Raw genomic sequence first — 26,672 nt, forward strand, 5'->3', positions numbered from 1 at the left:
GCGGGCAGCGGCTCGTTCCCGTCACAGAAAGCGGTGCATCACCAGCGCGTCCACCAGACCAAGTGTCGGGTGGGCGAAGGCCTGCGGGATGCGGCCCACGGTCGCGAACCCCAGACGACTCCAAAGCCTCACTGCCCGTTCGTTGGTCGCAACGACGAAGTTGAACTGCATGGCGCGGAAGCCGTGCTGCTGCGCTCTGATGACGGCATCTTCGCACATCCGCCCGGCGATCCCTTTTCCTCGGGCGGCACTGTGGGTCATGAAGGCTGCATTGCAGACATGGGCGCCTCCGCCAAGCTGATTGGCCCGGAGATAATAGGAACCCAGAATCGTTCCATCGTCCTGTTCCAGAACGAAAGTTTCCCTGTCCGCACCCAGCCAGTAGGCGAGGGCCGCTTCCTGTGTCATGCGGGGATCAAGCGCATAGGTCTCGCCTGCCCGGATTGTCGGCTCAAGAATGTGCCAGAGAGCAGTTTCATCACCTGCCCGCACAGGGCGGATGCTCAGGATGTCCGTGCCCACTGGGATCAGGCCTTTTTCCGTCGCCGGTTCAGCCGCTGGCGCATACTGGCGAGGGCGCTGGCCAGATCCAGCACGCCGAACACCTGTAGCCCCAGCAGATAAAGCAGTCCCCCCAGAGGCACTTCGATCGTCAGCAGGACACCCAGCCATAGGGTGACGTGCTGCGTCGGCATCGGAAGGAAGCTGTTGAGACCACACAGGGCCAGCGCCATGACGACGGAGGCAGCGGCCATCAGTCCGAGCCGACCGAAAGTCGAGGCTTCCGGACGCAGGGCATCCCGACGGATGAGCAGGGAGGACAGGATGCAGACATTCAGGATGGCTGCGAGGCTGCTGGCGAGGGGCGGTCCCACATGCACCAGTGGCTTCATGAGTAGGAGGTTGAGAATCAGGTTCACGGTCAGGGTAAAGAACCCGATCTTGACGGGCGTGGAGGTGTCGCCGCGTGCGAAGAAAGCGGGGGACAGCACCTTGATCAGCACGAAAGCAGGCAGCCCCAGCGCGTAAGCTCGCAGCGACTGGGCGGAAAGGGCGGCCTCGTGAAGCGTGAAGGAGCCGTGAGCGAACAGGAACTGCATGATCGGCGTGGCGAGGACGAGCAGTCCGGCCATGGCGGGCAGTGTGAGCATCAGCACATAATCCAGAGCCTTGTTCTGGGTGGCATGGGCTGCTTCCTGATCATCGGCGGCCAGATGTCGCGTCAGGACCGGCAGAAGCGTCGTGCCTGCTGCGGCTCCAAGAACGCCGAGCGGAAGCTGGTTCAGGCGATCCGCGAAATACATCAGCGAGACGCTGCCCGCCGGGAGCAGGGTCGCGATGATCGTGTCGATGGTGAGGTTGATCTGCGTGACGCCGCTTCCAATCAGACCCGGCAGCATTCTGCGGCCAAGCAGGCGGATCTGGGGGGTAATGCGTGGTGGCAGCGGCGTGAGGTCGAACCCGGCGCGTCGGGCGGCCAGCATCAGCAGTCCGAGTTGCACGAAACCGGAGAGAGTCACGCCCCACGCTGCGGCATGAGCGACGCTCGGCATGAAGGGGGTGGCGAACAGAACTGCGGCGATGCCCACGATATTGAAGGAAAGATAGGCAGCCGCCGCCATGCTGAAGCGGTGCAGTCCGTTCAGGACGCCTGACACCAACGCGGCCGCGCAGATCAGCACGAGATAGGGAAAGGTGATGCGACTGAGCGTGACAGCCAGATCATAGCGGTCGCTGTTCTCGGAGAAACCGGGCGCGATGACCCGCAGGATGCCCGGCATGAAGATCTCGCCCAGCACGCAGAGAATGACCAGCCAACTCAGAAGTACGCCGAACACCTGTCGTGCCATCGTACGGGCGCGCTCTTCCCCGTCGGTCGTCAGCGCCGAAGAAAACAGAGGCACGAAGGCGGCATTGAACGCACCTTCGCCGAACAGGCGACGGAACATGTTGGGGAGGCGGAAAGCCACCTGATAGGCGTCCTGCATCGCTCCTGCTCCCATGAAGGCGGCAAGAAGCTGGTCACGGACAAGACCGAGAATACGGCTGAGCATCGTCCAGCCGCCAACAGTGAGAAAACCCTTGAGCATAAGCGCTTATAGGGGTGTCAGAGGGGGAGCGGGAAGAGAGGTTCGTGCGCTATCGCATGAAATAAAGAGCCCTCGTCGCCGAGGGACCGCACGTCCTCCCGCGTTCGCATGAGAGGAAACGAAAAACGAAGGTTTTTCGATGACGAAATCGCTGATAGATTTCGGTTCTTTCAGTGATTGCGCGACATCAAGAGAGCGCTCGGAAGCGATATCATGCGGCAGATCAAACGTTCTCCCATCAGCACCATAGCCGTCGTCAGAATCCTGGCGGTCACGGTCGGCGTGCTCATGCTTCTCTCCGCGCTTCGTTTTGCGACAGCACTTCCCGATGTCATGCCGGGAAATGCCGCTGGCATGCTCGCTCTCGTGACCCTTGGCACTCTTCTTATTGTGGGCGCGATCTGGCTCGGGATCTGAGGATCGCCGCACAGTATTTTCAGTGAGTTTTGTTTGACGGGCTGCCCACCACAGCGAATTTTCTGGCCGTTACGCATGTTTTGAATACATCCACCGGTCGTGGGCTTCCGGCCAGCGAAACGGCCTCATCCGGCGACCCTGCCGTTTCCAGCGTAGCGGATGGCGTCCGGGTGAAAGCGTCCAGAACGGCGCTCATGGCCGTCGGAGTAAGGGGGGCTGACAGGGTTGTCCCGTCCAGAGCGGTCATTTTCAAAGTGCGGGAGAACGAGCCAGCGGAAAGCGTCGTGGAAACGGACTGTCCTTTTGAAAAGGCCGCGTCCTGCGGGCTGGTGCGGATTTCCATGCCGTGCATATCCGCACGGAACTGAATTTTCAGTCCGCTGGCGTTGAGAATGCAGGCATCCGTGTGAGCCCCGCCGTCCGATGAATGATGCAGCGCGACCCACCGACCGTCCATCATGTCCGGAATGGTCACGGCTTCCTGCGCCTGTGCCATGGGGCAAAGAAAGAAGCTCAGGGCCAGACACAGTTTCCGCATGATTTTCTCCGTAAAAATATCCGGAGAAACCTAACCTTTTTCAGGATGTCCCGACAGGCGCAGGGGAGAGAGGGCAGCTCACGGGTTTCTGGAATGGCCATGGTGCACGTAGTCGCCGGGGCGAGAAAGTTGGCAATCCAGCCGAAGACGCAACATCAAACCCTGCCGTTATCCAGCAAGGTTTTCGTTGGTGGTCAACCTTGTTACTTCCGAAATCGGCTACGATTGCCCCTCAGGGAATCAGCGGTGCTGCGTGGAAGATTCCTGCGCATGTTCCGCTTCCACTTTCGAGGCAACCAGAACCGCGATGAGGCCGTTTGAGACGAAGCGTGCAATGCGCGTGACCATGGCAAGGCTCCTGACTTTGAATGTGGAGGTGGCCGTTGAGGCTCACCTTACATTCTCAACGCGCCCAGGTAAATGAAGTTCACATGCCAGACATGAAAAATACACATATCAAGGCCGGTTTGCGTCATAGCATGTCCAGCAACAGCCGGGTGGTCGGCAGAATATCGTCTCTTCTGCTCCATGCGGCCTTCATCGGGTCCGGGACAAGCTCAAGACGGTCATACTCGCGGTTGGCGTGGGAGGCCCATCGTTCGTGCACAGCCGTAAAAGAAAGAGGCGTTATGAGTGGAACCCCCACATCTACAATGCGCGTTCTTCCATGAATGACAGCCAGCCGAGGCACACCCACCGTCAGTTCGGAGGGCGAAAGCCCCAGCTCTTCCTCCGCTTCGGCCAGAATCTGTGCGGCCAGTGACACCTGATTGTGCGACACCTGATTGTCTTCTGTTCTCGCTTCGACCGTCCCGGCCGGAGGCGACTGCCAGAAGCCGCCGAGATAGAGCGATGCCGGATTTCTGCGGGCAAGAATCAGACCGTCCGCACAGCGCAGAAGCCCGCAAACAGCCAGTTGATGAAGCGGACGCTCACCAAAAATCAGGGGCTCCGTCATCTGCGCCAGAGCCAGCCGGTATTCCGTCCAGTGACCCGTGATGCGGTCCGGTGCGATCTGGTCGGCACAGAAGATACGGCCGTTGAAAAGTCGGGGACGGGCGGCGCGGGCTCTCGTCCAGATCGCGTCGATCCGGGCTTCCGTTTCGGCGGCCAAGACCGGACGATTTTGCGTTACGACAACAGACAGATGTGGCGACAGACTCACGCTGCGCCAGTCAGTCAGGTCCGAAGGCAGGGTGAATGACGGTAAAGTGGAGGATGAAGCGTCAGGCATTTCGGACCTTGAAAGTCATTGATCTGTTTGCGTGGCAGATATCAGCGCGCATAAAGGATTTTGATGAAGTTTTTTTTGGATCGTAACGAAATAGGGGGTGTCAGGCCGCCGAGAGCTGAGCTTTAATCTCTTCACGACCGATCTGGAAAGATGACGATGACGCTGAACGTCGCTCTGACTCACAAGACCACCTACGATTACGATCGTCCCGTCATGATGGGGCCGCAGGTCATACGCCTGAGGCCCGCTCCGCACGCGCGGACCAACGTGCTGTCCTATGCTCTGACCATCGAGCCGAAACCGCATTTCATCAACTGGATGCAGGACCCGTCAGGCAACTGGCAGGCGCGGGTCGTTTTTCCGGAACGCGTGACGCATTTCCACGTCACGGTCGATCTCGTTGCCGACATGGCGACCATCAATCCGTTCGACTTCTTTCTTGAACCGGAGGCCGAGGCCTGGCCGTTCACCTACGATCATGTTCTGGATCAGGAACTCGCTCCCTATCGCAACAAGGAGCCGGTCGGGCCATTGCTCAAGGGCCTGATCGCGGAGGTGCCGAAAGAGAAGCAGCATACGGTGGATATGCTGGTGGCACTGAACCAGTCGGTACAAAAACGTATCGGCTACATCGTGCGCCTGGAGCCGGGAGTCTGGTCACCGGAAAAGACCCTTGGAGAAGGAAAGGGCTCGTGCCGTGACAGTGCGTGGCTGCTTGTCCAGCTTCTCCGCAATCTCGGTTATGCCGCCCGCTTCGTGTCGGGTTACCTGATCCAGCTCGTCGCAGACGAAAAGCCGCTGGAAGGACCGTCCGGCCCAACGTCCGACTTCACCGACCTGCACGCATGGGCGGAAGTCTATCTCCCCGGTGCCGGCTGGATCGGTCTGGATGCGACCTCCGGCATGATGACGGGCGAGGGGCATATCCCGCTCGCATCGACGCCGGAGCCCAGCTCCGCCGCGCCGATTTCGGGGGCTATGGAGGTTTGCGAAACGGAATTCGGCTTCGACATGCAGGTGCAGCGTGTCGCCGAAACACCGCGCACCACCAAGCCGTATGACGAGCAGACGTGGGAGACGATTCTCTCGGCGGGTGAGGTGGTCGACAAGCAGCTTCAGGCGGGAGATGTCCGCCTGACCATGGGTGGCGAGCCCACCTTCATCGCTGCTGATGACATGGATGCGCCGGAATGGAACATCGAAGCTCTCGGTCCGACCAAACGCGCCTACGCCAATCGTCTGCTGCGTCGCCTCATGCCGCTCTGGTCGGCGGGCGCGACCTACATGACGTTGTTCGGCAAGCATTATCCGGGTGAGCAACTCCCCCGCTGGGCTTTGACCTGCTTCTGGCGGCGGGACGGTGAACCTGTATGGCTGAACCGTGAGTTGCTGGCCTCGGACGACGATACCGATAACGCCACCGAACACGATGCCCGACGGTTCGCCCAGGCGCTCGCGCGGAAATTGCAGATCGATCCTGAGCTGGTCACTCCGGCTTATGAGGATATTCACTACTATCTCTGGAAAGAGCACCGGCTTCCGGCCAACGTGCTCGCCGAAGATTCCAAGCTGAACGATCCGCTCGAACGTGAGCGGCTGGCCCGCGTCTTCGATCGTGGTCTGGCCCGTGAAGCCGGGTCGGTTCTGGCGTTACGTGCGGGCGTGCAGGACGGTGTGCGGCGCTGGCAGTCAGGTCGCTGGTTCCTGCGCGGAGACACGATCTTCCTTGTTCCCGGCGATGCATCCATAGGCTTCCGGTTGCCTCTGGAGAGCCTGCCGTGGGCGGACAATGACCATATCGACCATGAGTTTCCGGTCGATCCGTTTGCACCGCATCCGAAACTGCCGCCGCATCCGGTCTTCGCCCGCCGCTCGGCTACGCCTTACGGTGCGAGCGTGCCGGACCTCGTCAGCCGCTCCGGCCTGCCGTCAGAGCGCCCTCTGCCGCAACTTTCCGATCTTCCGGCGCTCCCGCCTTATCCGGTGCGCAAGCCATGGCGCATCAGCACCGATAAAGCACTCGCCGAGCATCTGCTGGAGACCGACCGCGAAGAGCCGGACGTCGTTCGCACCGCACTCACCGTGGAGGCCCGGGGCGGAATCCTGCATGTCTTCTTCCCGCCGCTTTACGCTGTCGAGGACTGGCTGGATCTCTGTGCCGCCGTTGAGGCCACGGCAGCCGAGACCGGTCGCAAGGTGGTGTTGGAAGGCTATGCACCCCCGCGCGATCCGCGCCTGCTGTCCTTCTCCATCACACCCGATCCCGGCGTCATCGAAGTCAACGTGCATCCGGCAGCAAGCTGGGACGAGCATGAAACCCGCAGCCGCCAGCTTTATGAGGAAGCGCGTGCTGTCGGGCTGACTGCGGAAAAATTCATGCTTGATGGCCGCCACGTCGGGACCGGCGGCGGCAATCACGTGGTGATGGGTGCGGCAAGGGCCGAGGACAGTCCGTTCCTTCGCCGCCCCGACCTGCTGAAGTCGTTCGCCAGCTTCTGGCACAACCACCCGTCATTGTCCTATCTGTTCAGCGGTCTCTTCATAGGCTCCAGTTCACAGCATCCCCGTATCGACGAAGCACGGCAGGACTCGTTGTATGAACTGGAAATCGCCTTCCGTCAGGTCAGCCGTGAGCACTTCACGCCGCCCTGGCTGACGGATCGCCTGTTCCGCAACCTCTTCGCCGACATAACCGGCAATACACACCGCACAGAGTTCTGCATCGACAAGCTTTACGCGCCGGAAAGCAGTTCCGGTCGGCTGGGGCTGGTGGAATACCGCGCCTTCGAGATGCCTCCGCATCACCGGATGGCGGCAGCGCAGGCGCTACTCATGCGGGCCGCGATCGCAGCATTCTGGAACAAACCTTACGAGCGCCGTCTGGTCCGGTGGGGCACGCGCCTGCATGACGACTTCATGCTGCCGCATTATGTGCGGCAGGACTTCAGTGACGCCATTGAAGAACTGCGCCAGATGGGAGCGCCTCTGGAGGCACGATGGTTTGAGCCGCATTTCCAGTTCCGCTTCCCGGAAATCGGTTCGATCACCGAACTCGGCATGACACTGGAACTCCGCACGGCGCTGGAACCATGGAATACGCTGGCTGAAGAACCGGCAGCAGGTGGCACCGCTCGGTATGTGGACAGTTCCGTCGAGCGGGTTCAGGCGCTGGTCTCGGGCTGGGTGGATGAGCGTTACACTCTTTCATGCAACGGTCGTGCAGTGCCTCTGACCAGCACGCAGAGGCAGGGTGAGTATGTCGGTGGGGTGCGTTTCAAGGCGTGGAACCCGCCCAGTTCGCTGCATCCCACCATCGGCATCGAAACGCCGCTCGTGTTCGATATCTACGACACGTGGACAGGGCGCAGCATCGGCGGCCTGACCTATCATGTCGTGCATCCGGGAGGACGTAGCTATGACACGCGCCCTGTTAACGCCAATGAGGCCGAGGCGCGGCGTCGCATCCGTTTCTTCCCGTTCGGTCATACGGCGGGGGCGATGACGGAGCCTCGGGCCGAGCGCTCCATGGAGCAGCCGAGAACGCTCGATTTGCGGCGGTTCTGAGAGAAATTCCCCGGCAGGGCAGGTTTTTATAACTCTGCCGGGGCGTTAGGCTTTTGTTGAAAGTCCCACGTTCGGTGTGGACGAGTTGCCTGTCCCATATTGAGAATTCGGGACATCGAAAAGCGTCAGCAGGTCGCTCTGTGCGGTGGTGGCCTTGTTGAGAGTATCAAGCGCGATCTGCGCTTCAACGGTCTGCTTTATCGTTTCGCTACTCGCGGCGCTGGTCGTGGAGCCTGTGGCCGAACTGCCTTGAGTGTCCGCCCCCGGCTGTCCGTGGGTGGATTTCAGATAAGCCGCCACATTCGTGATGACGGATGAAAGAGCGGAATCGTCCGAATCCGATGTGGAGTAAGTCTCCATCTGAGACGAGAGGGAATCCAGATTAACCGCTGTCACGGACGTGCCGGTATAAATATAGGCGTAATTATGATCAGAAACAGTTGCGCCTTTAATGTCCTTCATAGGCACGCCATTCAGCAGAGTGTCTCCACTGCTTGATGTGGGCTCATCTCCATCTGTGACGGTGTATATGGGTGTATCGTCAATCATGACGCCTACTTTCATGTCACTGGCTGCTGAGACCTGAACGGTTCCTGTGTCGGACGTCATTGCGACGTTGGCGGCAGTGCTGATGTCGAGAATGAAGGATGGCTGAATCTCTCCACTGTCAAAAGCAAATTTGCTTGTCGCAAGCGTGGCTCCATTGAGATCTCCGAAATCGGAACCCGTGACGTGACCATCTCGCAGATCAGTATCGGCGGATGCCGTTTGCGTCATGATCGACAGAGTGGCGAGTGAGTCATAAGTCGTGGCGGAGATCGTCATGGATCCAACTCCATTTTCTGTAACAAAGGATTTCAGCAAATGGTTACTCATAAGCTAATTGAGTCATCGGAAGTTTCTGGGTGCAGTTCAAAAGCAAAATATTGGACGTGATGACTTTTGCAACGAAACCAGTTGATACACGTTGATCGGGCACACACATCGAAACGGAAGTCGTGCTGTTATGAAGCTGTTTAGCTGCCCGAGTTGTGGTCAGGTCCTGTTTTTCGAAAATACCCAGTGCGAATGCTGTGGCCACAAGCTTGGTTACTGCACGGAATCAGCTTCTCTTCTTGCTCTCGCTCCCACGGAAAACGGGGAGGGTTGGAATCCTGTGGGGCAGGGGGTGGAGACGCCCACGCGTTTTCTCTGCACGAATGCAAAATATGATGTCTGTAACTGGCTCGTGCCGGAAGGAAGCACGGATGCGCTCTGTATGGCGTGCCGTTACAACCATGTGATTCCAGATCTCTCGAAAGAAGGGAATCAGGAACTCTGGCGACAGTTGGAGCAGGCCAAGCATCGGCTGGTCTACAGTCTTCTGCTTCTGAAACTGCCGATGCCGACAAGGCAGGATGATCCAAAAGGCGGCCTTGTCTTCAATTTTCCCGATGACCTGCCAAATGGTTCCGGGAAGGTTCTGACCGGCCACAATGAAGGCGAGATCACCATCGCACTGCGTGAGGCGGATGACGCCGAGCGCGAAAAGATGCGCGTGGAGATGGGCGAGCATTATCGCACGCTGCTTGGCCATTTCCGTCATGAAGTCGGACATTTCTACTGGAACGTGCTGGTTCGCAATGCGGGGAATGAGGACGCCTGTCGTGCAGTCTTTGGCGACCACACGCAGGATTACGGCGCAGCCCTGCAGCGGCATTATGAGAGCGGGCCGCCGGTCGGGTGGCAGGAGAGCTATGTCAGCGCCTACGCCACGACCCATCCGTGGGAAGATTTTGCCGAAACCTGGGCGCACTATCTCCATATCGTGGATACGCTCCAGACAGCCGTTTCCTACGGGATCGCAGTGGATCCCGCGGCGGCAAAAGACGGAAGCCTGACCCGAAGGTTCGATTTCGATGCCTATGGCAGTGACAATTTTGGAGGGTTGCTGGAGGCATGGCCACCGCTGACCATTGCGGTCAACGCGCTCAATCGATCGATGGGGCAGGCTGACCTCTATCCCTTCATCCTCACTCCGCCCATCGCGGAAAAGTTGCGGTTCATCCACGAACTGGTGCACCATCTACCGTTAAAGCCCGTGGCCGCACCGCCACAGTGAGGTTGCGATCAGCCGGAGTTTCCCTGTGAAGCCCGGCCGATCGTGCAACTCTGCATTGCTTCACGGGAGCGCGACACCCTAGAAAGCATCGAATGAGCGGGACGATACCGATTGACGAAATGGTGGATGGACAGGGAGGCGTGCGTCCGCAGTGGCGCCACCTGCTCAGCATCCTCTCCGAACTTGGCCATGCGGACCTCCTCGGGCGTCGGCAGCAGATCGCTCTCGCGCTCTCTGATCAGACAGGCATTCTCAGTTCGCCTTCACCCTTGTCAGGGCTCATCTCCGCCGACGAAAAAACGCCGGAAGGCCCCGTGGGGGTCGTGTGCGATCCCATTCCGCTCATCCTGAAAAACGAGGAATTCGCCGCGCTGGAGAAAGGTGTCATCCAGCGCGCCCGTCTGCTGGAATCGCTTTTACGGGATATATACGGCGAGCGCTCCGTTCTGCGGGACCATCTGCTTCCGCCTGCTCTTGTATGGGGCAATCAGGGTTTCCTGCGTGGGGGTAACCCTGATGGTGGGGAAGCTGCTGGGCATTTCATCTCCTGTTACGCGGTCGATCTTGTGCGTGAACCGGATGGGTGCTGGCGTGTGCTGGCTGATCGGGTGGACCGTGGAAACGGCATCGGTCTGGCGATCGAGAATCGCAGGCAGATGGCTCGCGCCATACCGGAAATCTTTTCCAGCCAGCCCCTGAGACGGCTCGGTTCTTTTCTCGACCGGTGGCAGGACGGAATTCAGCGCCCCGGTTCTGGCGAGTCCACCAATCCAAGCGTGGCGCTTCTCACGCCGGGACCAGCGAGTCCCCACTGGGGAGAGCATGTCATTCTTGCGCGGGAACTGGGCTGTTCTCTGGTCGAAACCGCCGATCTGACTGTGCGGGAGGGCCAGTTGTGGCTGAAAACGGTGCGCGGGCTGCGGCGTATCGACGTGCTTTTCATTCGGCAGGGCGGTGGATCGATCGATCCCCTTGAACTGGACTCGGTTGGACCGGGGGGCGTTTCGGGGCTGCTGGATGCGGCGAGAAGCGGTTCAGTGCGTCTGATCAACGATCCCCGTTCCGGGTTTGCGGAAGCGCTCGGACTGGCACCCTTTCTTCCACGCCTGACAGGCTGGTTTCTCGGAGAAGACCCACTGCTGGAGACCATAGAGACGGTCTGGCTCGGAGACCCGGAGACTGAATCGTTCCGGGAGCGGCTGCTTGGTCCCGCCGGGGAGCAGGATGGCGGTCATGCTGATCGCTGGGTAATCACCTCCGCGCTGGGAAGTGACAGGACCGTCCAGCGTCTGTCGATCCTCGATGATGCCAAAAAAGCCCAGCTCGCCGAGAAAGTAAGGCACGCCCCTTGGCGTTACGTTGCCTACAGGGAACCTCTCGCGTCCCTGTCTCCCACGGTGGGGGAAAGTGCAATTGTTCCGCGCCCGATCGTCTTGCGGCTTTTCGCCATTCAGGAAGATGACGGATGGACGGTGCTGCCCGGCGGCGTCGCGCGGGTGTTCGAGTCCGGCGAGCCCGTGACGGTCGAGCCTATCCGCGTTGTCCAGACCACCAAAGACGTATGGGTCACGGTCGATGAGCATGTGACACAGCGCGGCAGCTCTCTGGTGGCGCATCGACCACTGGCCATTCGTCGGGATCAGGCCGACCTGCCAAGCCGTGCCGCGGACGATTTTTTCTGGCTGGGCCGCTATCTCGAACAGATTGAGAGCGGAGCCCGTCTCCTGCATGTGACGCTCGCCCATATTGCCGGGCCTGATCCATCACCTCGCGAAAGAGCAGACCTGGAAGTGCTCATGCGGCAGATGCAGGCCACGGGGATTATCCATCGGGTGAGCATGCCGGGTTATGGCATGTCGAATATAGCCCGTAATCTGGCAGGGACCGGAAGCCCTGATGGTTATTTCGCGCGTACTCTGCGCAAGATCATCCGTCTGGGTCCCGAACTGGCGGATCGCCTCACGCAGGACGTGCGGGATTATCTCATCCATCGGGCCAATGCCATTCTGGAAAGCTTCGTGCGGCATGGCCGTTCTGGAGATCCTACGAAGACGCTCGACCATCTGTTTTCCGGCGCTAATGATCTTCTGGTCTACAGCGCGACCCTGTCGGGTTTCGTAGCCGAGAACATGGTCCGGTCCGGCGGACGGCAGTTTCTCGATCTGGGACGGAGAATCGAACGGGCCTCGTCCGTGCTTCTCGATTGCGCCAGTGTTCTCGATCAACCGGATGTTCATCAGCGCGGTCGCATGGAAGGAGCATTGAGACTGATGCTCGAACTCGGCGACAGTGTGATTACCTATCGTTCCCGTTATTTCAGCGTGGTTCAGCCCGCGCCCGTCCTCGATCTGCTTCTGCTGGATGAAGACAATCCGCGCGGCGTGGGGTTCCAGCTGACGGCCTTGCGGGATTCCCTCGCGGCTCTGGTGTCGGACAGTCCATCTGTTCCGGCCGCGCAGCAGGCTGCTTCCCGGGAACTGGCCGCAGCCGCCGAGGCCATTCGCGTGACGCTGGCCGATCTGGTGAACATGGTGATCAGCGCGGACAATCAGGATGCTGCGGCGGCCTCACTTCCTGCCGCCATCAGGGAGGCGCAAAGAGCTGTCATGAGCCTCTCGGAACAGATCGGGCGTTGTTATTTCTCCGTGCTGAACTCTCCCCGGCTCGTGGGAATCGGGAATGACGCCACAATCGATGACAGTATGGTGGGGTCGTGATCTATCGCGTCCGTCACACCACCTCGTATGTTTATGGCCGACCGGTGGAACTGGCCGCTCATGTCCTGCATCTGACGCCGCGTGACTGTCCGGGACAGAAATTACTCTGGACGAGCCTCGAATGTGAACCGACCCCCGTCCGCCGTCAGACCGGCACCGATCATTTCGGCAACCGGATTGTCTGGCTGTTCCACGAAACACCCCATTCGCGGTTTGATATCGTCGCCCTGTCGGAGGTGGATGTTCAGTTTCCCGAGCCGCCCCCGGTCCATATGACCGCTTCGTGGGAAGAGATCGCCGTTCTTGCCGCGTCTGATCCGGATGTGTCCGAGTTCTTGTTTGACGGACCGATGTGTGCTGCATCCCCGCGCGTGGGCGCGTATGTTGCGCAGAGCTTCCCTCCGGGCCGTTCAGTCCTCGAAGGTCTGCTGGACCTGAACGAGCGTGTCTTCAGGGAATTCCGTTTCTCGTCGGGTGTGACATCGCTGCGGACAACGCCCGAAGAAGTGCTGGAGAGGCGGGAGGGTGTGTGTCAGGATTTCACGCATCTCATCCTGAGTGGCCTGCGCTGGCTCGGTCTGCCTGCGCGCTATACGTCCGGTTACATCCGTACCCGACCCTCTCCGGGCCAGAAAAGGCGGCTGGGCGCGGATGTGTCCCATGCGTGGGTGGGCGTATGGCTGGGGCCGGAATATGGTTGGATCGGCCTTGATCCGACGAATGGCATTGTTGTCCGCAATGAACATGTGATTCTTGGGTGGGGCCGCGATTACTCGGATATCAGTCCTGTCCGAGGCCTGATTCTGGGTGGAAGCGGCGATACGCTGCGTGTCGGCGTCGATCTGGTGCCTGTCGAGGAGTGGGAGCAGGACCCCTCCTTGCGGGCGCTTGGTGCTTTTCCGGCAAAAATTCCCGTGGATTGAAACAGGGTCGTGACTGGCCGGTCAGGGCAGCGAAAGTTCGACCGATACCGGACAGTGATCGGAAAGCGCCTTCGGGCTGGTTCCGTCATGTTTGTAGGACATGACCCGAAGACTGTCGGGCACCAGCCAGTTTTTCGCGGCTCCGCCGAGCAGGATATGATCGATGAAATATTCTCCTCCCCAGCATGGACTGGCATGACCTGCGGTGGTGAGGAGAAGCGGTGCGGACGTTGCCAGTTCATGAAAGAACGGATCGCCGGGCGTCATCCGGCGATTGAAATCTCCCAGAACAGCGAAAGCCTCGCCTTCATCCTGCCGTTCCAGAATCCAGTCGGAAAGCACTGCAAACTGACTTTGAAGGGTCGGGCAGGCATGTTTCTGCTCATCCGGGGGATTGTCCCAGCACCCTGTTTTGAGATGCACCACCAGAATACGCAGTGAGCCCTTGCCGTCCGAAACGGTGATGTCCAGACCGCTGCGGAGCGGGTGAGGGGCCTGCGCGGAATAGACATTCAAAGCCGTAACGTCAGGGTGCCGTTCAACCGTTAACGTGTTGCGCACTGCCACACCGACACGCTGCACCACCGGATCGTTCGTTATGAAGATTTTATAAGTGGGTGCCTGAAAGACGCGGGCGGCGACACCGGCGCCATCAACCTCCTGAAAGGCGATAACGTCCGATCCCAGACGTGCCGCATAGCCGGAAAGTTTGGCAATATCAGCATCAGTCCGGCGATACACATCTGCAGGCATACTGGAATCCTGCGCGCCACGCAGGGTGAGCCAGCTCATATTCCAGGTCGTCACGCGAACATCGCGGGCTTGGGCTGCTGATGAAAACAGGAAGCACATGGCAAAAAGGAGCTGGCACAGGGCCATGCTCCTTTTCACAGGCGTCACGTTTTTCGCATCTGCTGGAATGGTCTGATCAGGCAGGATTCGGAACATGCTCCAGACGGGTAATGGCTTCCTCGATGGAAATCGTCTTGCGCGAATTTTCATCGAGAACGGACACTTCACCCGAGCCGATGTCGTAGAACCATCCCTGAAGGACAAGTGTGCTACGGGCCAAGGCAGCTGCCACGGAGGGATGGGTGCGCAGATGGGCGATCTGCAGCAGGACATTGTGTTCGGCGAGACTGCGGACTGTCGCCGGACCGGTGTCGGTGCCCACGAGTGCGCCGATGACGGCCTTGGCTGCTTCCGCGTTTCGCAGCCACGATTTGACTGTCGGCATTTTGTCCAGCTTGGAGGTGTCCGGCTCCAGAAGAGCCGTCATAGCACCACAGTTGGAGTGACCGCAGACGATGATATTGGACACCCCGAGAGCCACAACGGCGTATTCGATGGCGGAGGACACGCCCCCGAGCATCTCGCCGTAAGCAGGCACGACGTTCCCGATGTTGCGGAGAATGAAGAGGTCTCCGGGGTCTGTCTGGGTGATGAGGCTCGGACTGACACGGCTGTCGGCGCAGGCGATAAAGAGCGTGCTTGGGGACTGCCCCTCAGCCAGCTCCCTGAAAAGTTTTTCCTTGCCCGGAAAAACGTGGGTATTGAATTTCTCAACGCCGCGCAAAAGGGCGATGAGACTGTCTCTGGCGCTGCTGGCTGCCATGCTGCCCTCTCTTGAAAGAAGATGAACGGTCCGCGATCAGGTAGAGCGTAACACGCTCTACATTAGCCTAGAAACTCCTGTACCTTATCGGGTTCCCTGGCGACAGCAAATGTCATTGGCGGGAAACGACGGTGACATACATCGGCAGCCGTTTGATTACATCACTGTGACGGTTCCGCTTGTCCTGTCGCCTTTATCCCGCAATGTTTTGTGAGGTTCCCCCGTTGGCCGGGTCAAACCTTACGTGTGTGGTCGCAAGGGCAGTTCCGGAGGCCATCCGGGGGGTTCTAACCGGGTATGGAAAGGGAGAGAGCGACCGCTCGCCTGAGACAGGCATGCGCTGGTTTTTATACCGGTGCATCGTCCAACGAACTGAGCCGAAGGCGTGGCTGAAATGATCCGCCCAACATGAAGGAGGGAGCAAGGATCGTGATAGCCGCCATCCCGATCAGCTTGCGGGCGGGCGAGCCTTTCGTGCTCACGGACGGTCAGGGTGGTCTACCGCATGCGCTTCTTGCCGGAGGAGAAGAAAAAATACGGGAAACGCTCGAATCTCTTCTGGTGACGCGTCGTCGCGTTCCGGTCGCCTGTGCCGATCAGTTGCCGGTCCGCGTCTATGAAGGAGCGGGCGGATCGCGCGTTGTGGAATTACCCTATCTTGTCACGGCGCGGACAGGAGACAGCGACGGCGAATGGACGCCCTGCTACGAGTTTCTGCCGTGGGAAGATCAGAGATCATCTCATGGCATCACCCTGCGAACAATGCTTGGCGAACGATTGCTTGCCGGTCTGACGCCTGCCCTGACAACCGATATGGTGCAGGTGCGCCGAAAACTTTCCGTCCTGTTCGCGCTGGAAGGACGCCCCTGGCGGCCCGATCTTGTGGCCGAACGATGCCGTGCGCTGATCGAGGCGGAATTTCTGCCGGAAGAGGGCAGTTCCGGCGCCGCCCATCTCGCGGACACCCGCTGTTACAAATGGCTTGCTCAGGCGCTGGGTTATCTGCGGAAACCGCTTCCTTCGCTCAACATGCCGGTTGAATTGATGCCGGAACGTTTCACCATCCCCCAGTTTCAGGCCTCTGTTGAAGGCGTGCTGGGCGAGGCTCTGGATAAGCAGGCCTTTCGGCGGAATGTGTCGCATTGCGGGCTTCTGGAGGAGACAGGGGGAGTCAGCGACGAGATCTTTGGTCGTCCTGCCCGTTTATTCCGCTTCCGTCTGGATATCGCGGTGGCGCGGAACGCCCAGAGCCTGTCACTGGCACTCCCGCTTGCCGACGCCGTCAGCCGGTCGGAAACTATTGAAACTCTCCTGTTTCCTTCACGGGCGAAGAAAGGATCATCTCTGCCACCCGATGAGACCTGACGCATTCCGGGCGCCGTCCGGTAACTGTTTGCTGATCTTTGTCTGAAAGAAAAACCAACAGGACCGGCGCGTCAGGAAACAGGTGCTCATGAAGCGCATCGTGGCCAGTCCTGACCTGAAGGCGGCTACCGGCTGTCGGCGCGAAAAGGACGTGAGATCATGGACCCGACAGTCAACCTTGGTGCCCTGCGTGGCCAGCCCGTGATCGTCGGAGCCACCATCGCCGGCCTCCTGACCGCCCTGCATATGGGTGACACGCCCTGCGTCCTTGTCTCGGGTGTCCCGCAGCCCGCTGTCGGCGTTTTACCCGCTGGCCTGACGGCCCTGCTGGAAGGTGGCGGGACCGGAATGGTCCGGGCCGCCCACACGCTTGAAGCCGGTGCGGGCCTTGCCCGTCTGGATGCGGTCCAGTGCATTACCTCCCGCATGAAACATGCTCTGACGGGGCTGGAGCAACTCGGGATCCTGAGCGCCCTGGCCGGATGCGTTTCCGGCGCTGGACTTCATGCCGCTCTTCTGTCGGTGCTGGCGAAGCGGCGGAATATCACGATCATCCGTTCTGCGATGTTGCGGCGTCTGGTGCTCGTGGAGGGGTATGTCAGGGGGGCCGTCATTCAGGCGGCGGGAAAGATCGTCGTCCTTGATACCAATACGGTGATTGCGGCTGGCGGAGGTGCCTGCGGCCTCTATGATGAAAGGCTGGTGCCGGGTGGTTCGGTCGGCACGCAAATGGCTGTGGCCGCGCGGGCAGGTGCTGTCCTGTCCGATCTCGAATTTGTCCAGTTCCACCCGTTCGTGCTGGCGGGCGGCGCATCGCAGGGAACGGCGCTTGCCATCCCTCTCGATCTCTGCGGCTCATCGCCTGTTGTCGATGAGCATGGAAAAAATGTTGTTGAGCCCGGTCAGACCAGAGCGCTCGCGACGGTGGAAGTCAGTCTGTGGCGCGCTGCGGGACACGCGGTTTTTCTTGATCTGCGAAATGCACTGTCAGGTCTGCCCGATGTGACAGGCCACGAAATCGATCATTTTGTTCAGCTTTGCGAGTCGCAGGGTCTTGATCCTCGTCGGGAGGCTTTGCCTGTCAAATCTGCCGCCGCTTTCCATATTGGGGGCATAAAGACCGATCTTTCCGGCCGCACCTCGGTCGCCGGGCTGTGGGCATGTGGAGAGGTTGCCTGCACCGGCTTTCACGGCGCTTCCGTCCTGACAGGCAATCCGCTGCTCGAAGCGATCGTGTGCAGCGAGATCGTGGCCCGCAATGTGCTGGAAACGACGCAGGAAACCGGAACGCTCGACGTGTCCTCGCTCACGCCTGGGCTTTCTCTGGCCGAAGGTATGATGTCGATGGTGCGTCCACTGGTGGATACCGCCCTCGGTCCGGTGCGGGAGGGCAATCCTCTCCGTCAGACTCTGTTCCGTCTGTCACGATTTGCCGGATATGACGATGTCGCCCTCATCGCCCAGATGATGGCGCTCCAGGCTTACGAGCGTGAAGAAAGTCGCGGTGTTCACTGTCGCGCAGATTTTCCGGAAGTCGGCGCGCAGGCCCGTCATTCAGAAATCCGGGAGAAGACGGTGCCCGCAACAGTACGTTCGATTGCGCAGGAAACCCATGATATCAACGCTCTGAACGACAGATATCAGACTATTCCCCTTATGAACTAAGGAGTGGGGACGCCCTCGAACAGCTTCGCAAACTGATCGGGGGCCTGCCAGAAGGCCTCGTTCGTCTCACCCTCGGATGTCATGCCGATAGCCAGAAAATCCGCGACCTCCATCAGGGCTGAGGCGGCCATGATGCTGTCATCCGTCGGGGTGATGAAACACTCGGCAACCACCGCGAGCTCCATCATTTCCCGCCACCAGCGTACCAGTGCAACCCCTTCCGGGTTCGGTTGCTCATCGAATACGCCAAAAGCGATGTAATCAACCCCGGCTTCCCCAGCCCGCATGGCGTCGTCCCGGCTGATGCCGCATGACGTGCCCAGTTGCAGCTCCTCACCGAGAATCCGTCGCGCCTCTTTGACATCTTCCGGCGCGACATGCGCGCCGTCACAGGACATGTCGCGGGCGAGCTTTGGCTGTCCCTCCAGCATAAGGGCTGCGCCATGACTCTGGACAAGATCCCTGACCATGCTGATTGTCTCGCGCATCTGCTGACCTGAAAGGGAGGGCGGAAGGCGCAGTCGCACGGCGGCAACGGGGAGAGCCTGCAAGGCCATCCTGAGTGCGGGGAGGAAAGGTGCGGGGTCCTCGATCAAGGGCGTGACAAGGTAGGCCTGACAGGGCTCCCGCATCGCAGGCTGCGTCTTGCTCACTCTGTCTCTCCCGTCTTGGTGTGCGTCGTTTGAAACTGCTTATTCGCCGGAACGCGCCTTTCTGCCAAGAGAGCCTGCTCACATGAAGCAGGTCTCTCCCTGAGAACGGTCGCTCCTGTTGACCTTGCCAGCGCGATCACGGCGCTGATCTGAGGGGATGCGGGATCGAAAACGATATGGGTCTGGCCGCGGCTGAGAGCCGACACGGCGCGCCCGGCCTGACTGCCGCAATCCAGAATATCAGTAAAGCGGGCAGGCTCTTTCAGCCCTGCACGCAGTTGTCTCATCATTTCCATCCACCATGGCACACCCATGAAACATGCGGCTCCAGGCGGGGAAAGCAGGATCGTCTCTGGCACATCTTTCTTAAAGGTCGTGAGCAGGGCTTGCCGACCTTCCTCCAGCGTGGCGACGATGAAGACAGGATGTGATCCGTCGAAGCCGATTTCCCTCGACGAATGGGAGGGCATTGTGAGGATCATGCTTGACGTTCAATCCTTTGCGGGTGATTTCTGAAGGGATTTCAGAAAAGACATACAGCAGGGCGGAGGCAAGTGTCGCATATGAGCGAAAGCAGGTCGGACGATCTTCCGTCCGTCGATCCGATTTCACGACTCCGCATCGCATTGGACAGGATTGCCTTCGCGCTCGAACATCGGAAGACGGCGCCTCAGCCATTGCCGGAGTTGTCTGGATCAGCCCCGGCGGCACCGGGACCGGATGTGCAGGCTGTCATCGCAGGTCTTGATGATCTTATGCGCGATGTCCGGGGCGTGCTGGCGGATCTGGATGCTCCCCGTTTGACTGATTCGGCACATGAGCAGTCGATATGGGCGGAAGCAGACAGCGACATTCCGCATGATGAGGAGGGCTGAGCAATGCCGCAAGTGACAGTCCGGATCAATGGCTATGCCTATCAGATCGGCTGCGAGGTCGGGGAGGAGCGCCATCTTCTCGATATGGCGCAGGAGGTCAGCATGCGGGTCGCTCGGGTGAGGGCGCTGGGGTTCAGTGGTGAATCGAAGGTGCTCGTTCTCGCCGGATTGCTGATGGCGGACGAACTGTCCGACCTCACGGCAGAGATGGTCTCGAAGGAAACGAGCAAGGCCATTGAAGCGGGTGAGAATGCGGTTCGGGAAAATGCACGCCTCATGGATGAACTTGTTGTGCTGGCTGAGCGTGCGGAAACCATTGCGGCGGCGCTTGAGGCAGACTAGATTATGAATGTGGAGCTACCCGGTGCGTCAGGCAATTCATCCCCTGGGCCGATAAGCACTTCCTCGGGAGCTGGCTCTGTCGTGATCCTGGTCACGGTATTCCGGCGCCCACCTGCACTAGCAGGTCCTGGAGGTTGTAAAGACCAACGGCCATGGTGGCTCCACACGGTTTTCCCGGTTTCATGACGCATTCTGGCGATCTTCCCGGAACAGTGCATGAAAAACGTGCCATCCGCGCTGCAATGCGGGACAGACTCGTTCATGTGCCCCCTGCGACATCCCGACATCTTTGCGAGCGTCTGGCCTCCCGTCTTCTGACGGAGACACCAGCTTGCATCGCCTGCGTCTGGCCGTTGCCCGGAGAGGTTGACCTGCGCCCTCTCTGTGAAAAGCTCCATCAGCATGACTGGCGGGTGCTCATACCGGAAACGCCGCCCAAAGGGTCGCCGCTGATCTTCCGCCAGTGGCGACCGGAGGCAGAGATGAAGCAGGGGCGTTTCGGCACATCCTATCCCGATGGCCCTGTCAGCGTGCCCGATGTCATTCTCGTCCCGATGGTGGCATTTGACCGCCGTGGTTATCGGCTTGGTTATGGCGGAGGATATTACGACCGCACGCTGGCCCGCCTGCCGGGTTCAAAACCTGTCGGCTATGCTTTTTCCGCTCAGGAAGTGGCTGAGGTTCCGGTCGGACCCTTCGATATGGCCCTGCCGATCATCATCACTGAAAATGAAGACATCATCAGGGATATGTCATCCGACTGATGACAGCCCTTGCGGCATCATGCCCAAGCCAATGAGGCATCGCGCCGTCCAGAGGAGAAAAGCGTGCGGATACTGTTTCTGGGAGACATCGTAGGACGAAGCGGACGGGAAGGGGTGGTGAGCCGCGTTCCCGAACTTCGTCGCTCGTTGTCTCTCGACCTTGTCGTCGCCAATGCCGAGAACGCCAGCCACGGCTTCGGTCTGTCGCCGGGAATCGCACGCGATCTTCTGGAATGCGGGGTGGACGTTATCACGCTTGGCAATCATGCGTGGGACCGGCGTGATCTGATCGGTGAGATCGACGGCATGCCGCATGTCGTGCGTCCGCTGAATTTTCCTCCGGGCACACCGGGGCATGGCAGCACGGTGGTGTCTCTCGCCGATGGCCGGAAGGCGCTGATCGTGAATGTGATGGGGCGGCTGTTCATGGATGCGCTCGACGATCCCTTTCGTCTGACGCTTGAGCTGGTCGGAAAATATCGACTGGGTGTCTCCGTGCAGGCGACGGTGATCGACATCCATGCGGAAGCCAGCAGCGAGAAATGGTCGCTGGGCCATGTGCTGGACGGCAGGGTATCCCTTGTCGTGGGAACCCATACGCATACTCCGACGGCCGATCACCGCATCTTGCCTGCCGGAACCGCTTTTCAGAGCGATGCCGGCATGTGCGGGGATTATGACAGTGTGATCGGCATGCAGAAAGAAGCAGCCGTCGCCCGTTTCGTCCGCAAAATGCCGGGAGAGCGGCTGCAACCGGCGGACGGGGATGCGACCGTCTGCGGCATCATGGTGGAAACCGACGATGCGACCGGCCTTGCCCGAAAGGTCGCGCCGCTGCGGCAGGGTGGCATGCTTTCGCAGACCCTGCCGGATTTCTGAGCGGGGAGGCTGGCCGCTTACCCTTTGTGGACGATGCCGACGCGGAGTGATGGATCGCCCATGAAGGTAGAGGGACCAGTGTGGGAAAGCTCCACACCCGTATCGAGCCAGACATCCCCGCCGATGTCGCGCCAGCGTTTGCAGAACGTGAAGTCCTCGCTGAGATAGGTGCCCGTATCCGGATCGATCATGCAGTCGAAAAGCGCATAGGCGGCGTCAGCTGTTACCGCGCTGGAATTGTCCTGTCCGACGGGCGCGTCGATACGGCTGTAGCGTGTCTGGGGATACGCTTCGATCATGCGGCTTATGGCGTTCCGGCTGATCAGCATGAAGCCGGTTCCGGCATATCCGGCCTTGACCAGACCGGTTCCGTGCTGATGCTCGTGAAGCGCTGCGCTCTCTCCGACATACCGCAGCGAAGCGGTTTCCGCTGGCTCGCCTTTCTCGGTCAGGAGGGTGGTCAGCCTGTCCCAGTAACGGTCCTTGAGCGGATACATCCCGGCGACGACATCCTTGCCGGCCGCAACCAGTCGGGGAACCGCATTCGGAGGGAACCCGATGTCGCTGTCCACGAAAAGAAGGTGCGAGGCATCGCTCTGAGCGAAGAACTGGTGGAGCAGCGTGTTGCGCGACCGCGTGATCAGGGCATCGTTCCCGACCAGTGAAAGGGTCAGTTCGATGTCATGCTGCTGTGCAGCCGCCATGCAGCCGATGATCGACTGCATGTAGGTTTGCGTGACCACTCCGCCGAAACAGGGTGTGGCAATGAAGACGTGGGGAGACTGAGGAGAAGCGTACACTGGCTGAGCCTTGACCTGATGTGTTTCGGCCACGCTAGCGATCTTCCGTTTCAAACCGTTTAACGGTGTTTCACGTCGGCAGAAGCCTGTCGGCCACGTCGGGAACCTCGGCGATGCTTGCCGCCACGGCCGCCGCGCCCTCGGCATAACCCGGAACCCCATATCCCCATTCCGCATAGATCGAGCGCACGCCGGCATGGCGCCCCGCGAGCATGTCGTTCGCGTGGTCTCCGATCATGACGGACTGCCGGGGTAGCCCTCCTGCTGCCTCAATGGTGCCGAGCAGATGACCCGCATCCGGCTTGCGGGTGGGGAAAGAATCTCCACCGCCAATGGCCGCGAAATCCTCCAGAATGCCGAAGGTGCGCAGAATGTCGCGGGCTGCGGCAACGGGCTTGTTGGTGCACACGGCCAGACGCCAGTTTTCGGCGCGCAGGCGCAGGAGAACGTCTTTCGTGCCCGGAAACAGACGGGATTTCAGCGTCACACGCGGGCTGTAAATCTCCATGAACCGTTCCGTGGCGATCTTACGGTCGATACCGGCAGCCCCCGGTCCGGCACTGTCCAGAGCACGCTGAACCAGAGCGGCCACGCCATCTCCGATCATGCTTCGGACCTGCGGTTCCGAGAGCGCGGGAAAGCCATGTTCGGCCAGCAGAAGTCCAGCAGAGTCCGTGAGATCGGGCAGGGAGTTCACCAGTGTCCCGTCCAGATCGAAAACCGCCAGTCTCATGGGTGTTCCTTCACGATAATGCTCTTCCGGAAAATGAAGGTAACGCGAAGTGAAACAGGAACCTACACCGCTGATTTGACACGTTCCCGACAGTGGCTTACCGCCAGAAAGTCATGACAGTATCGCCAGCAATCCGTCCGTCCACCGCCATTCTCCTCGCTGCCGGCCTCGGCACGCGCATGCGGTCCTCCTTGCCGAAAGCACTCCAGCCGCTTGCCGGACAGCCGATGCTGAGTCACCTCATCGCCAGCGCCGCGAAGGTGTTCGACAAGGTGGTGGTGGTCATCGGACCGGGCATGGACGATCTCGCCCGGTGCGCCGCGCCCCATACAGTCGTGATCCAGCACGAGCGCCTCGGAACCGCGCACGCGGCGCTACAGGCCGAGGCGCTGTTTGGTGAAGGCGACGTGGCCGTTCTTTACGCCGATAATCCACTCATCACGCCCGAGACGCTCCAGCGCATGCTGGATGTGCGTCGCAGCACGTCCGAGCCGACTGATCTTGCGCTTCTCGCCATGCGTCCGGCCAATCCGGGGCGATATGGCCGCGTCATTCTCAATCAGGACGGCACGGTAGAAAAAATTATCGAATGGGCTGATGCCTCCGAGTCTGAAAGGGCTGTGGGGCTGTGCAATGCGGGTGTTTTCTGTGCCGATGCCAGCCGTTTCCGGTCATGGCTGCACAAGGTGGGTAACGCCAACAGCAAGGGCGAATATTACCTGACCGATGTGGTCGGTATTGTCCGCGAGCAAGGCGGAATCGTCCGCGCCGTGGAAGCGCCTGAGAGCGAACTGCTCGGGGTGAATTCCCGCGTCGAACTGGCCGAAGCCGAAGCGACGGTGCAGCGTCGCCTGCGTCGGGAGGCGATGGAACGGGGTGTCACGCTCGTCGCGCCGGAAACTGTGTTCTTCTCGTTCGATACCGTACTGGAGCCGGACGTGGCGGTGCAGCCGAACGTGGTGTTCGGTCCCGGCGTGATCGTGCGTTCAGGCGCGGAAATCCGGGCCTTCAGCCACCTCGAACAGTGCGAAGTCGGCCCGAAATCGCTGGTTGGTCCTTATGGTCGACTGCGTCCCGGAACAGTGCTGGGTGAGGGCTGCCATGTCGGTAATTTTGTCGAACTGAAAGCTACCACCCTTGGAGATGGCGCCAAGGTTAACCATCTTACATATCTGGGGGATGCGAGCGTCGGACCGGCCACGAATGTCGGGGCGGGCACCATCACCTGCAATTACGACGGCGTCTTCAAGCATCGCACCACCATTGGCGCGAACGCCTTCATCGGGTCCGACTCCATTCTGGTCGCGCCTGTGACGGTGGGTGACGGAGCGTTGGTAGCGGCAGGCAGTGTCATCACGCAGGATGTCGAGCCGGACGCTCTTGCGATTGCGCGAGGCGTGCAGACAAACAAAACTGGATGGGCCGCACGCTTCCGTGCGGCGCTTCGGGCAAAGAAGGAACAGGGCTGATGTGCGGCATCTGTGGCGTCGTCGGACACAGGCAGGCAACGCCGATCGTTTTCGAGGGGCTGCGTCGGCTGGAATATCGTGGCTATGATTCGGCTGGCATCGCCACGCTGAACGCTGATGGCCATATCGAACGGCGTCGCGCGGCGGGCAAGCTGGACAATCTGGGGAAAGTTCTGGAGCAGACGCCCCTGCACGGCAGGACGGCCATCGGTCATACCCGCTGGGCCACGCACGGCGCTCCCAACGAGACGAACGCCCATCCGCACGGCACGGCGCGTGTTGCCATCGTGCATAACGGCATCATCGAGAACTTCGAGACCCTGCGCGCCGAACTGGAAGCGGCAGGACAGGTGTTCGAGACCGAGACCGACAGCGAGACCATTGCACAGCTGGTCGATTATTACCTCGCTGAAGGGCAGCCCCCTCGGGAGGCCGCCTTCGCCGCACTCCGGCGTCTCGAAGGCGCCTATGCTGTCGCGATGATTTTCTCCGAGCATGAGGGTCTGATGATCGGAGCCCGCCACGGTGCTCCGCTGGCCGTCGGGTTCGGCGAAGGGGAAATGTTTCTCGGTTCCGATAGCCTTGCCCTCGCACCGCTCACCCGTCGCATTGCCTATCTCGATGATGGCGACTCTGTCGTTCTCTGCCGTGAGGGAGCCGAATTCTTCGACCATTCCGGGGAGCGCGTAGAGCGCGCGATCCAGACGACGGCACTCGTCGCGGGTGCCGTCGGCAAGGACGGCTATCGTCACTATATGGAGAAGGAACTGCACGAGCACCCGCTGGTGATCGGTCAGACTCTCCAGCGCATGATTGACCCCGCCACCCGCAAGGTCGTGCTGCCGGACATGCCCGTCGATCTTGCGACCGTTCCGCGCGCCGCCATCACGGCCTGCGGTTCAGCGTTCTATGCCGGTGTCGTGGGGCGGTACTGGCTGGAGGAAATCGCACGCCTGCCGGTGGATATCGATGTGGCGAGCGAGATGCGCTATCGCAATCCGCCGCTGACTCCCGGTTCGCTGGGCATCCTGATCTCCCAGTCCGGGGAAACGGCGGACACTCTCGCAGCCATGCGGAGCCTGAAACAGGCCGGGTTGCCGATCCTCTCCATCCTCAATGCCGAACACAGCAGCATGGCCCGTGAAAGCGATGTCGTGCTGGGAACGGTCGCGGGACCGGAAATCTCGGTGGCCTCGACCAAAGCGTTCACCGCCCAGCTCACCGTGCTGGCCTGCCTGACCATCGCCATCGCCCGCGCACGCGGCACACTTGATGCCCTTGGTGAAGAAGAGCTGGTGACGGCCCTGCTGGATCTTCCCAGCAAAGCCGCCGAGGTCTTCACGCATGGAGACGCCATCCGCAAGATGGCCACCATCGTCGCCGAGGCACGCGATGTGCTCTATCTCGGGCGCGGCAGCGGCTATCCCGTGGCGATGGAAGGGGCGCTCAAGCTGAAGGAAATTTCCTACATCCACGCTGAAGCCTATGCCGCAGGTGAGATGAAGCACGGGCCGATTTCCCTCATTGATCGCACGGTGCCGATTGTCGCGACTGTTCCGTCCGGGGTTCTGTTCGACAAGACGCTGTCGAATCTTCAGGAAGCCAGGGCTCGTGGTGGCCGTCTGCTCGCCTTCACGGACGATGAGGGCGCTGAGCGTGTTTCAGCCATCGCGGAACAGACCATCGTGCTGCCCAAAGTCCATCCGTTCGTAACGCCGCTTATCCAGACCATCGGCGTGCAGATCCTCGCCTACGAGACGGCGCTTCTCAAAGGCACGGACGTGGATCAGCCACGTAACCTCGCGAAGTCGGTGACCGTGGAATAAAAGCAACCTTCCGGCGGATACAGTCATCAATATATCCGCCGGAAAAGCCCTCCCGATTTAATCGTCCCGATAGCCTCAAACGGTCCTATGCTGAACGGCGAC

At 60.3% G+C, this 26,672-nt stretch carries 24 protein-coding genes and 1 other RNA gene; 14 read left to right on the forward strand and 11 right to left on the reverse strand.

The features are described from left to right. Window positions 1–21: 21 nt before the first annotated feature. Window positions 22–522: a GNAT family N-acetyltransferase gene (locus GOB81_RS06165; RefSeq protein ID WP_338421321.1), complete on the reverse strand. Its 501-nt coding sequence runs from the start codon at window positions 520–522 to the stop codon at window positions 22–24. A gap of 5 nt (window positions 523–527) precedes the next feature. Continuing rightward, complete coding sequence (murJ, locus tag GOB81_RS06170) at window positions 528–2,090, reverse strand: murein biosynthesis integral membrane protein MurJ (protein ID WP_173569481.1); 1,563 nt, start codon at window positions 2,088–2,090, stop codon at window positions 528–530. 213 nt (window positions 2,091–2,303) lie between these two features. Between murJ and GOB81_RS06175 the strand changes: the two genes are divergently transcribed. Then, entirely contained in the window at window positions 2,304–2,507 is a 204-nt protein-coding gene (locus GOB81_RS06175; protein WP_173569482.1) for a hypothetical protein, read from the forward strand. Window positions 2,508–2,526: 19 nt separating this feature from the next. On the opposite strand, the gene GOB81_RS06180 is transcribed toward GOB81_RS06175, so the two are convergent. Together GOB81_RS06180 and GOB81_RS06185 are read right to left on the reverse strand one after the other, a co-directional pair. Beyond that, window positions 2,527–3,045 carry a hypothetical protein gene (locus GOB81_RS06180; protein WP_173569483.1) on the reverse strand — a complete coding sequence of 173 codons (519 nt, stop codon included), beginning with the start codon at window positions 3,043–3,045 and terminating at the stop codon, window positions 2,527–2,529. Window positions 3,046–3,517: 472 nt separating this feature from the next. Then, window positions 3,518–4,279, reverse strand: coding sequence for a phosphohydrolase (locus GOB81_RS06185; RefSeq protein WP_173569484.1), 762 nt, complete (start codon window positions 4,277–4,279; stop codon window positions 3,518–3,520). A gap of 156 nt (window positions 4,280–4,435) precedes the next feature. Between GOB81_RS06185 and GOB81_RS06190 the strand changes: the two genes are divergently transcribed. Next, window positions 4,436–7,843, forward strand: a complete 3,408-nt coding sequence (locus GOB81_RS06190; RefSeq protein WP_173569485.1) for a transglutaminase family protein — start codon at window positions 4,436–4,438, stop codon at window positions 7,841–7,843. A gap of 45 nt (window positions 7,844–7,888) precedes the next feature. Here GOB81_RS06190 and GOB81_RS06195 read toward each other — a convergent pair whose 3' ends face one another. Further along, on the reverse strand, window positions 7,889–8,668 hold the full coding sequence (locus GOB81_RS06195; protein ID WP_173569486.1) for a hypothetical protein: 780 nt from the start codon (window positions 8,666–8,668) through the stop codon (window positions 7,889–7,891). Window positions 8,669–8,849: 181 nt separating this feature from the next. On the opposite strand from GOB81_RS06195, the gene GOB81_RS06200 reads away from it, so the two are divergent. The 3 genes from GOB81_RS06200 to GOB81_RS06210 all read left to right on the forward strand — a co-directional run bounded on the left by GOB81_RS06200 (window position 8,850) and on the right by GOB81_RS06210 (window position 13,584). Further along, complete coding sequence (locus GOB81_RS06200; protein ID WP_173569487.1) at window positions 8,850–9,944, forward strand: zinc-binding metallopeptidase family protein; 1,095 nt, start codon at window positions 8,850–8,852, stop codon at window positions 9,942–9,944. A gap of 92 nt (window positions 9,945–10,036) precedes the next feature. Further along, window positions 10,037–12,661 carry a circularly permuted type 2 ATP-grasp protein gene (locus tag GOB81_RS06205; RefSeq protein ID WP_173569488.1) on the forward strand — a complete coding sequence of 875 codons (2,625 nt, stop codon included), beginning with the start codon at window positions 10,037–10,039 and terminating at the stop codon, window positions 12,659–12,661. Then, window positions 12,658–13,584 (forward strand): transglutaminase family protein, encoded by a 927-nt coding sequence (locus GOB81_RS06210; protein ID WP_173569489.1) that lies wholly within the window; start codon window positions 12,658–12,660, stop codon window positions 13,582–13,584. Before GOB81_RS06205 ends, GOB81_RS06210 begins: the two co-directional genes overlap by 4 nt. 21 nt (window positions 13,585–13,605) lie before the next feature. On the opposite strand, the gene GOB81_RS06215 is transcribed toward GOB81_RS06210, so the two are convergent. Together GOB81_RS06215 and GOB81_RS06220 are read right to left on the reverse strand one after the other, a co-directional pair. After that, window positions 13,606–14,376 (reverse strand): endonuclease/exonuclease/phosphatase family protein, encoded by a 771-nt coding sequence (locus tag GOB81_RS06215; protein ID WP_338421322.1) that lies wholly within the window; start codon window positions 14,374–14,376, stop codon window positions 13,606–13,608. A gap of 136 nt (window positions 14,377–14,512) precedes the next feature. Further along, window positions 14,513–15,199, reverse strand: coding sequence for a carbonic anhydrase (locus GOB81_RS06220; protein WP_173569490.1), 687 nt, complete (start codon window positions 15,197–15,199; stop codon window positions 14,513–14,515). 429 nt (window positions 15,200–15,628) lie between these two features. On the opposite strand from GOB81_RS06220, the gene GOB81_RS06225 reads away from it, so the two are divergent. Both GOB81_RS06225 and GOB81_RS06230 read left to right on the forward strand, forming a co-directional pair. Further along, complete coding sequence (locus GOB81_RS06225) at window positions 15,629–16,564, forward strand: NrtR DNA-binding winged helix domain-containing protein (protein ID WP_338421323.1); 936 nt, start codon at window positions 15,629–15,631, stop codon at window positions 16,562–16,564. 159 nt (window positions 16,565–16,723) lie between these two features. Then, the gene (locus GOB81_RS06230; protein WP_173569492.1) at window positions 16,724–18,229 is read left to right on the forward strand and encodes an FAD-binding protein; all 1,506 of its coding nucleotides are present in this window, start codon (window positions 16,724–16,726) and stop codon (window positions 18,227–18,229) included. On the opposite strand, the gene GOB81_RS06235 is transcribed toward GOB81_RS06230, so the two are convergent. Together GOB81_RS06235 and GOB81_RS06240 are read right to left on the reverse strand one after the other, a co-directional pair. Then, window positions 18,226–18,882 (reverse strand): thiamine phosphate synthase, encoded by a 657-nt coding sequence (locus GOB81_RS06235; protein ID WP_338421324.1) that lies wholly within the window; start codon window positions 18,880–18,882, stop codon window positions 18,226–18,228. The two genes, GOB81_RS06230 and GOB81_RS06235, sit on opposite strands and share 4 nt — an antisense overlap. Further along, window positions 18,879–19,364: a hypothetical protein gene (locus tag GOB81_RS06240; RefSeq protein ID WP_173569493.1), complete on the reverse strand. Its 486-nt coding sequence runs from the start codon at window positions 19,362–19,364 to the stop codon at window positions 18,879–18,881. The genes GOB81_RS06235 and GOB81_RS06240 overlap by 4 nt, the downstream gene beginning before the upstream one ends. A gap of 81 nt (window positions 19,365–19,445) precedes the next feature. Here GOB81_RS06240 and GOB81_RS06245 point away from each other — a divergent pair, with 81 nt between their 5' ends. The 5 genes from GOB81_RS06245 (at window position 19,446) to GOB81_RS06265 (ending at window position 21,742) form a co-directional block, all read left to right on the forward strand. Further along, complete coding sequence (locus GOB81_RS06245; RefSeq protein ID WP_173569494.1) at window positions 19,446–19,757, forward strand: hypothetical protein; 312 nt, start codon at window positions 19,446–19,448, stop codon at window positions 19,755–19,757. 3 nt (window positions 19,758–19,760) lie between these two features. Continuing rightward, window positions 19,761–20,099, forward strand: coding sequence for a cell division protein ZapA (locus GOB81_RS06250; RefSeq protein WP_173569495.1), 339 nt, complete (start codon window positions 19,761–19,763; stop codon window positions 20,097–20,099). 9 nt (window positions 20,100–20,108) lie between these two features. Next, window positions 20,109–20,265, forward strand: a non-coding RNA gene (ssrS, locus tag GOB81_RS06255) — 6S RNA. Then, on the forward strand, window positions 20,252–20,863 hold the full coding sequence (locus tag GOB81_RS06260; RefSeq protein WP_242010083.1) for a 5-formyltetrahydrofolate cyclo-ligase: 612 nt from the start codon (window positions 20,252–20,254) through the stop codon (window positions 20,861–20,863). The genes ssrS and GOB81_RS06260 overlap by 14 nt, the downstream gene beginning before the upstream one ends. 63 nt (window positions 20,864–20,926) lie before the next feature. Beyond that, window positions 20,927–21,742 carry a YmdB family metallophosphoesterase gene (locus GOB81_RS06265; protein WP_173569496.1) on the forward strand — a complete coding sequence of 272 codons (816 nt, stop codon included), beginning with the start codon at window positions 20,927–20,929 and terminating at the stop codon, window positions 21,740–21,742. Window positions 21,743–21,759: 17 nt separating this feature from the next. Here GOB81_RS06265 and GOB81_RS06270 read toward each other — a convergent pair whose 3' ends face one another. After that, on the reverse strand, window positions 21,760–22,542 hold the full coding sequence (locus GOB81_RS06270) for a hypothetical protein (RefSeq protein WP_173569549.1): 783 nt from the start codon (window positions 22,540–22,542) through the stop codon (window positions 21,760–21,762). A gap of 70 nt (window positions 22,543–22,612) precedes the next feature. Continuing rightward, the gene (locus GOB81_RS06275; RefSeq protein WP_173569497.1) at window positions 22,613–23,275 is read right to left on the reverse strand and encodes an HAD-IA family hydrolase; all 663 of its coding nucleotides are present in this window, start codon (window positions 23,273–23,275) and stop codon (window positions 22,613–22,615) included. A gap of 113 nt (window positions 23,276–23,388) precedes the next feature. Between GOB81_RS06275 and glmU the strand changes: the two genes are divergently transcribed. Beyond that, a complete protein-coding gene (gene glmU, locus GOB81_RS06280; RefSeq protein WP_173569498.1) occupies window positions 23,389–24,744 on the forward strand; it encodes a bifunctional UDP-N-acetylglucosamine diphosphorylase/glucosamine-1-phosphate N-acetyltransferase GlmU in 1,356 nt (451 codons plus the stop codon). Further along, window positions 24,744–26,570, forward strand: coding sequence for a glutamine--fructose-6-phosphate transaminase (isomerizing) (gene glmS / locus GOB81_RS06285; protein ID WP_173569499.1), 1,827 nt, complete (start codon window positions 24,744–24,746; stop codon window positions 26,568–26,570). Before glmU ends, glmS begins: the two co-directional genes overlap by 1 nt. The last annotated feature ends 102 nt before the right edge of the window (window positions 26,571–26,672 follow it).

It is taken from the genome of Acetobacter conturbans, from assembly GCF_011516755.1.
GTDB lineage: Bacteria > Pseudomonadota > Alphaproteobacteria > Acetobacterales > Acetobacteraceae > Acetobacter > Acetobacter conturbans.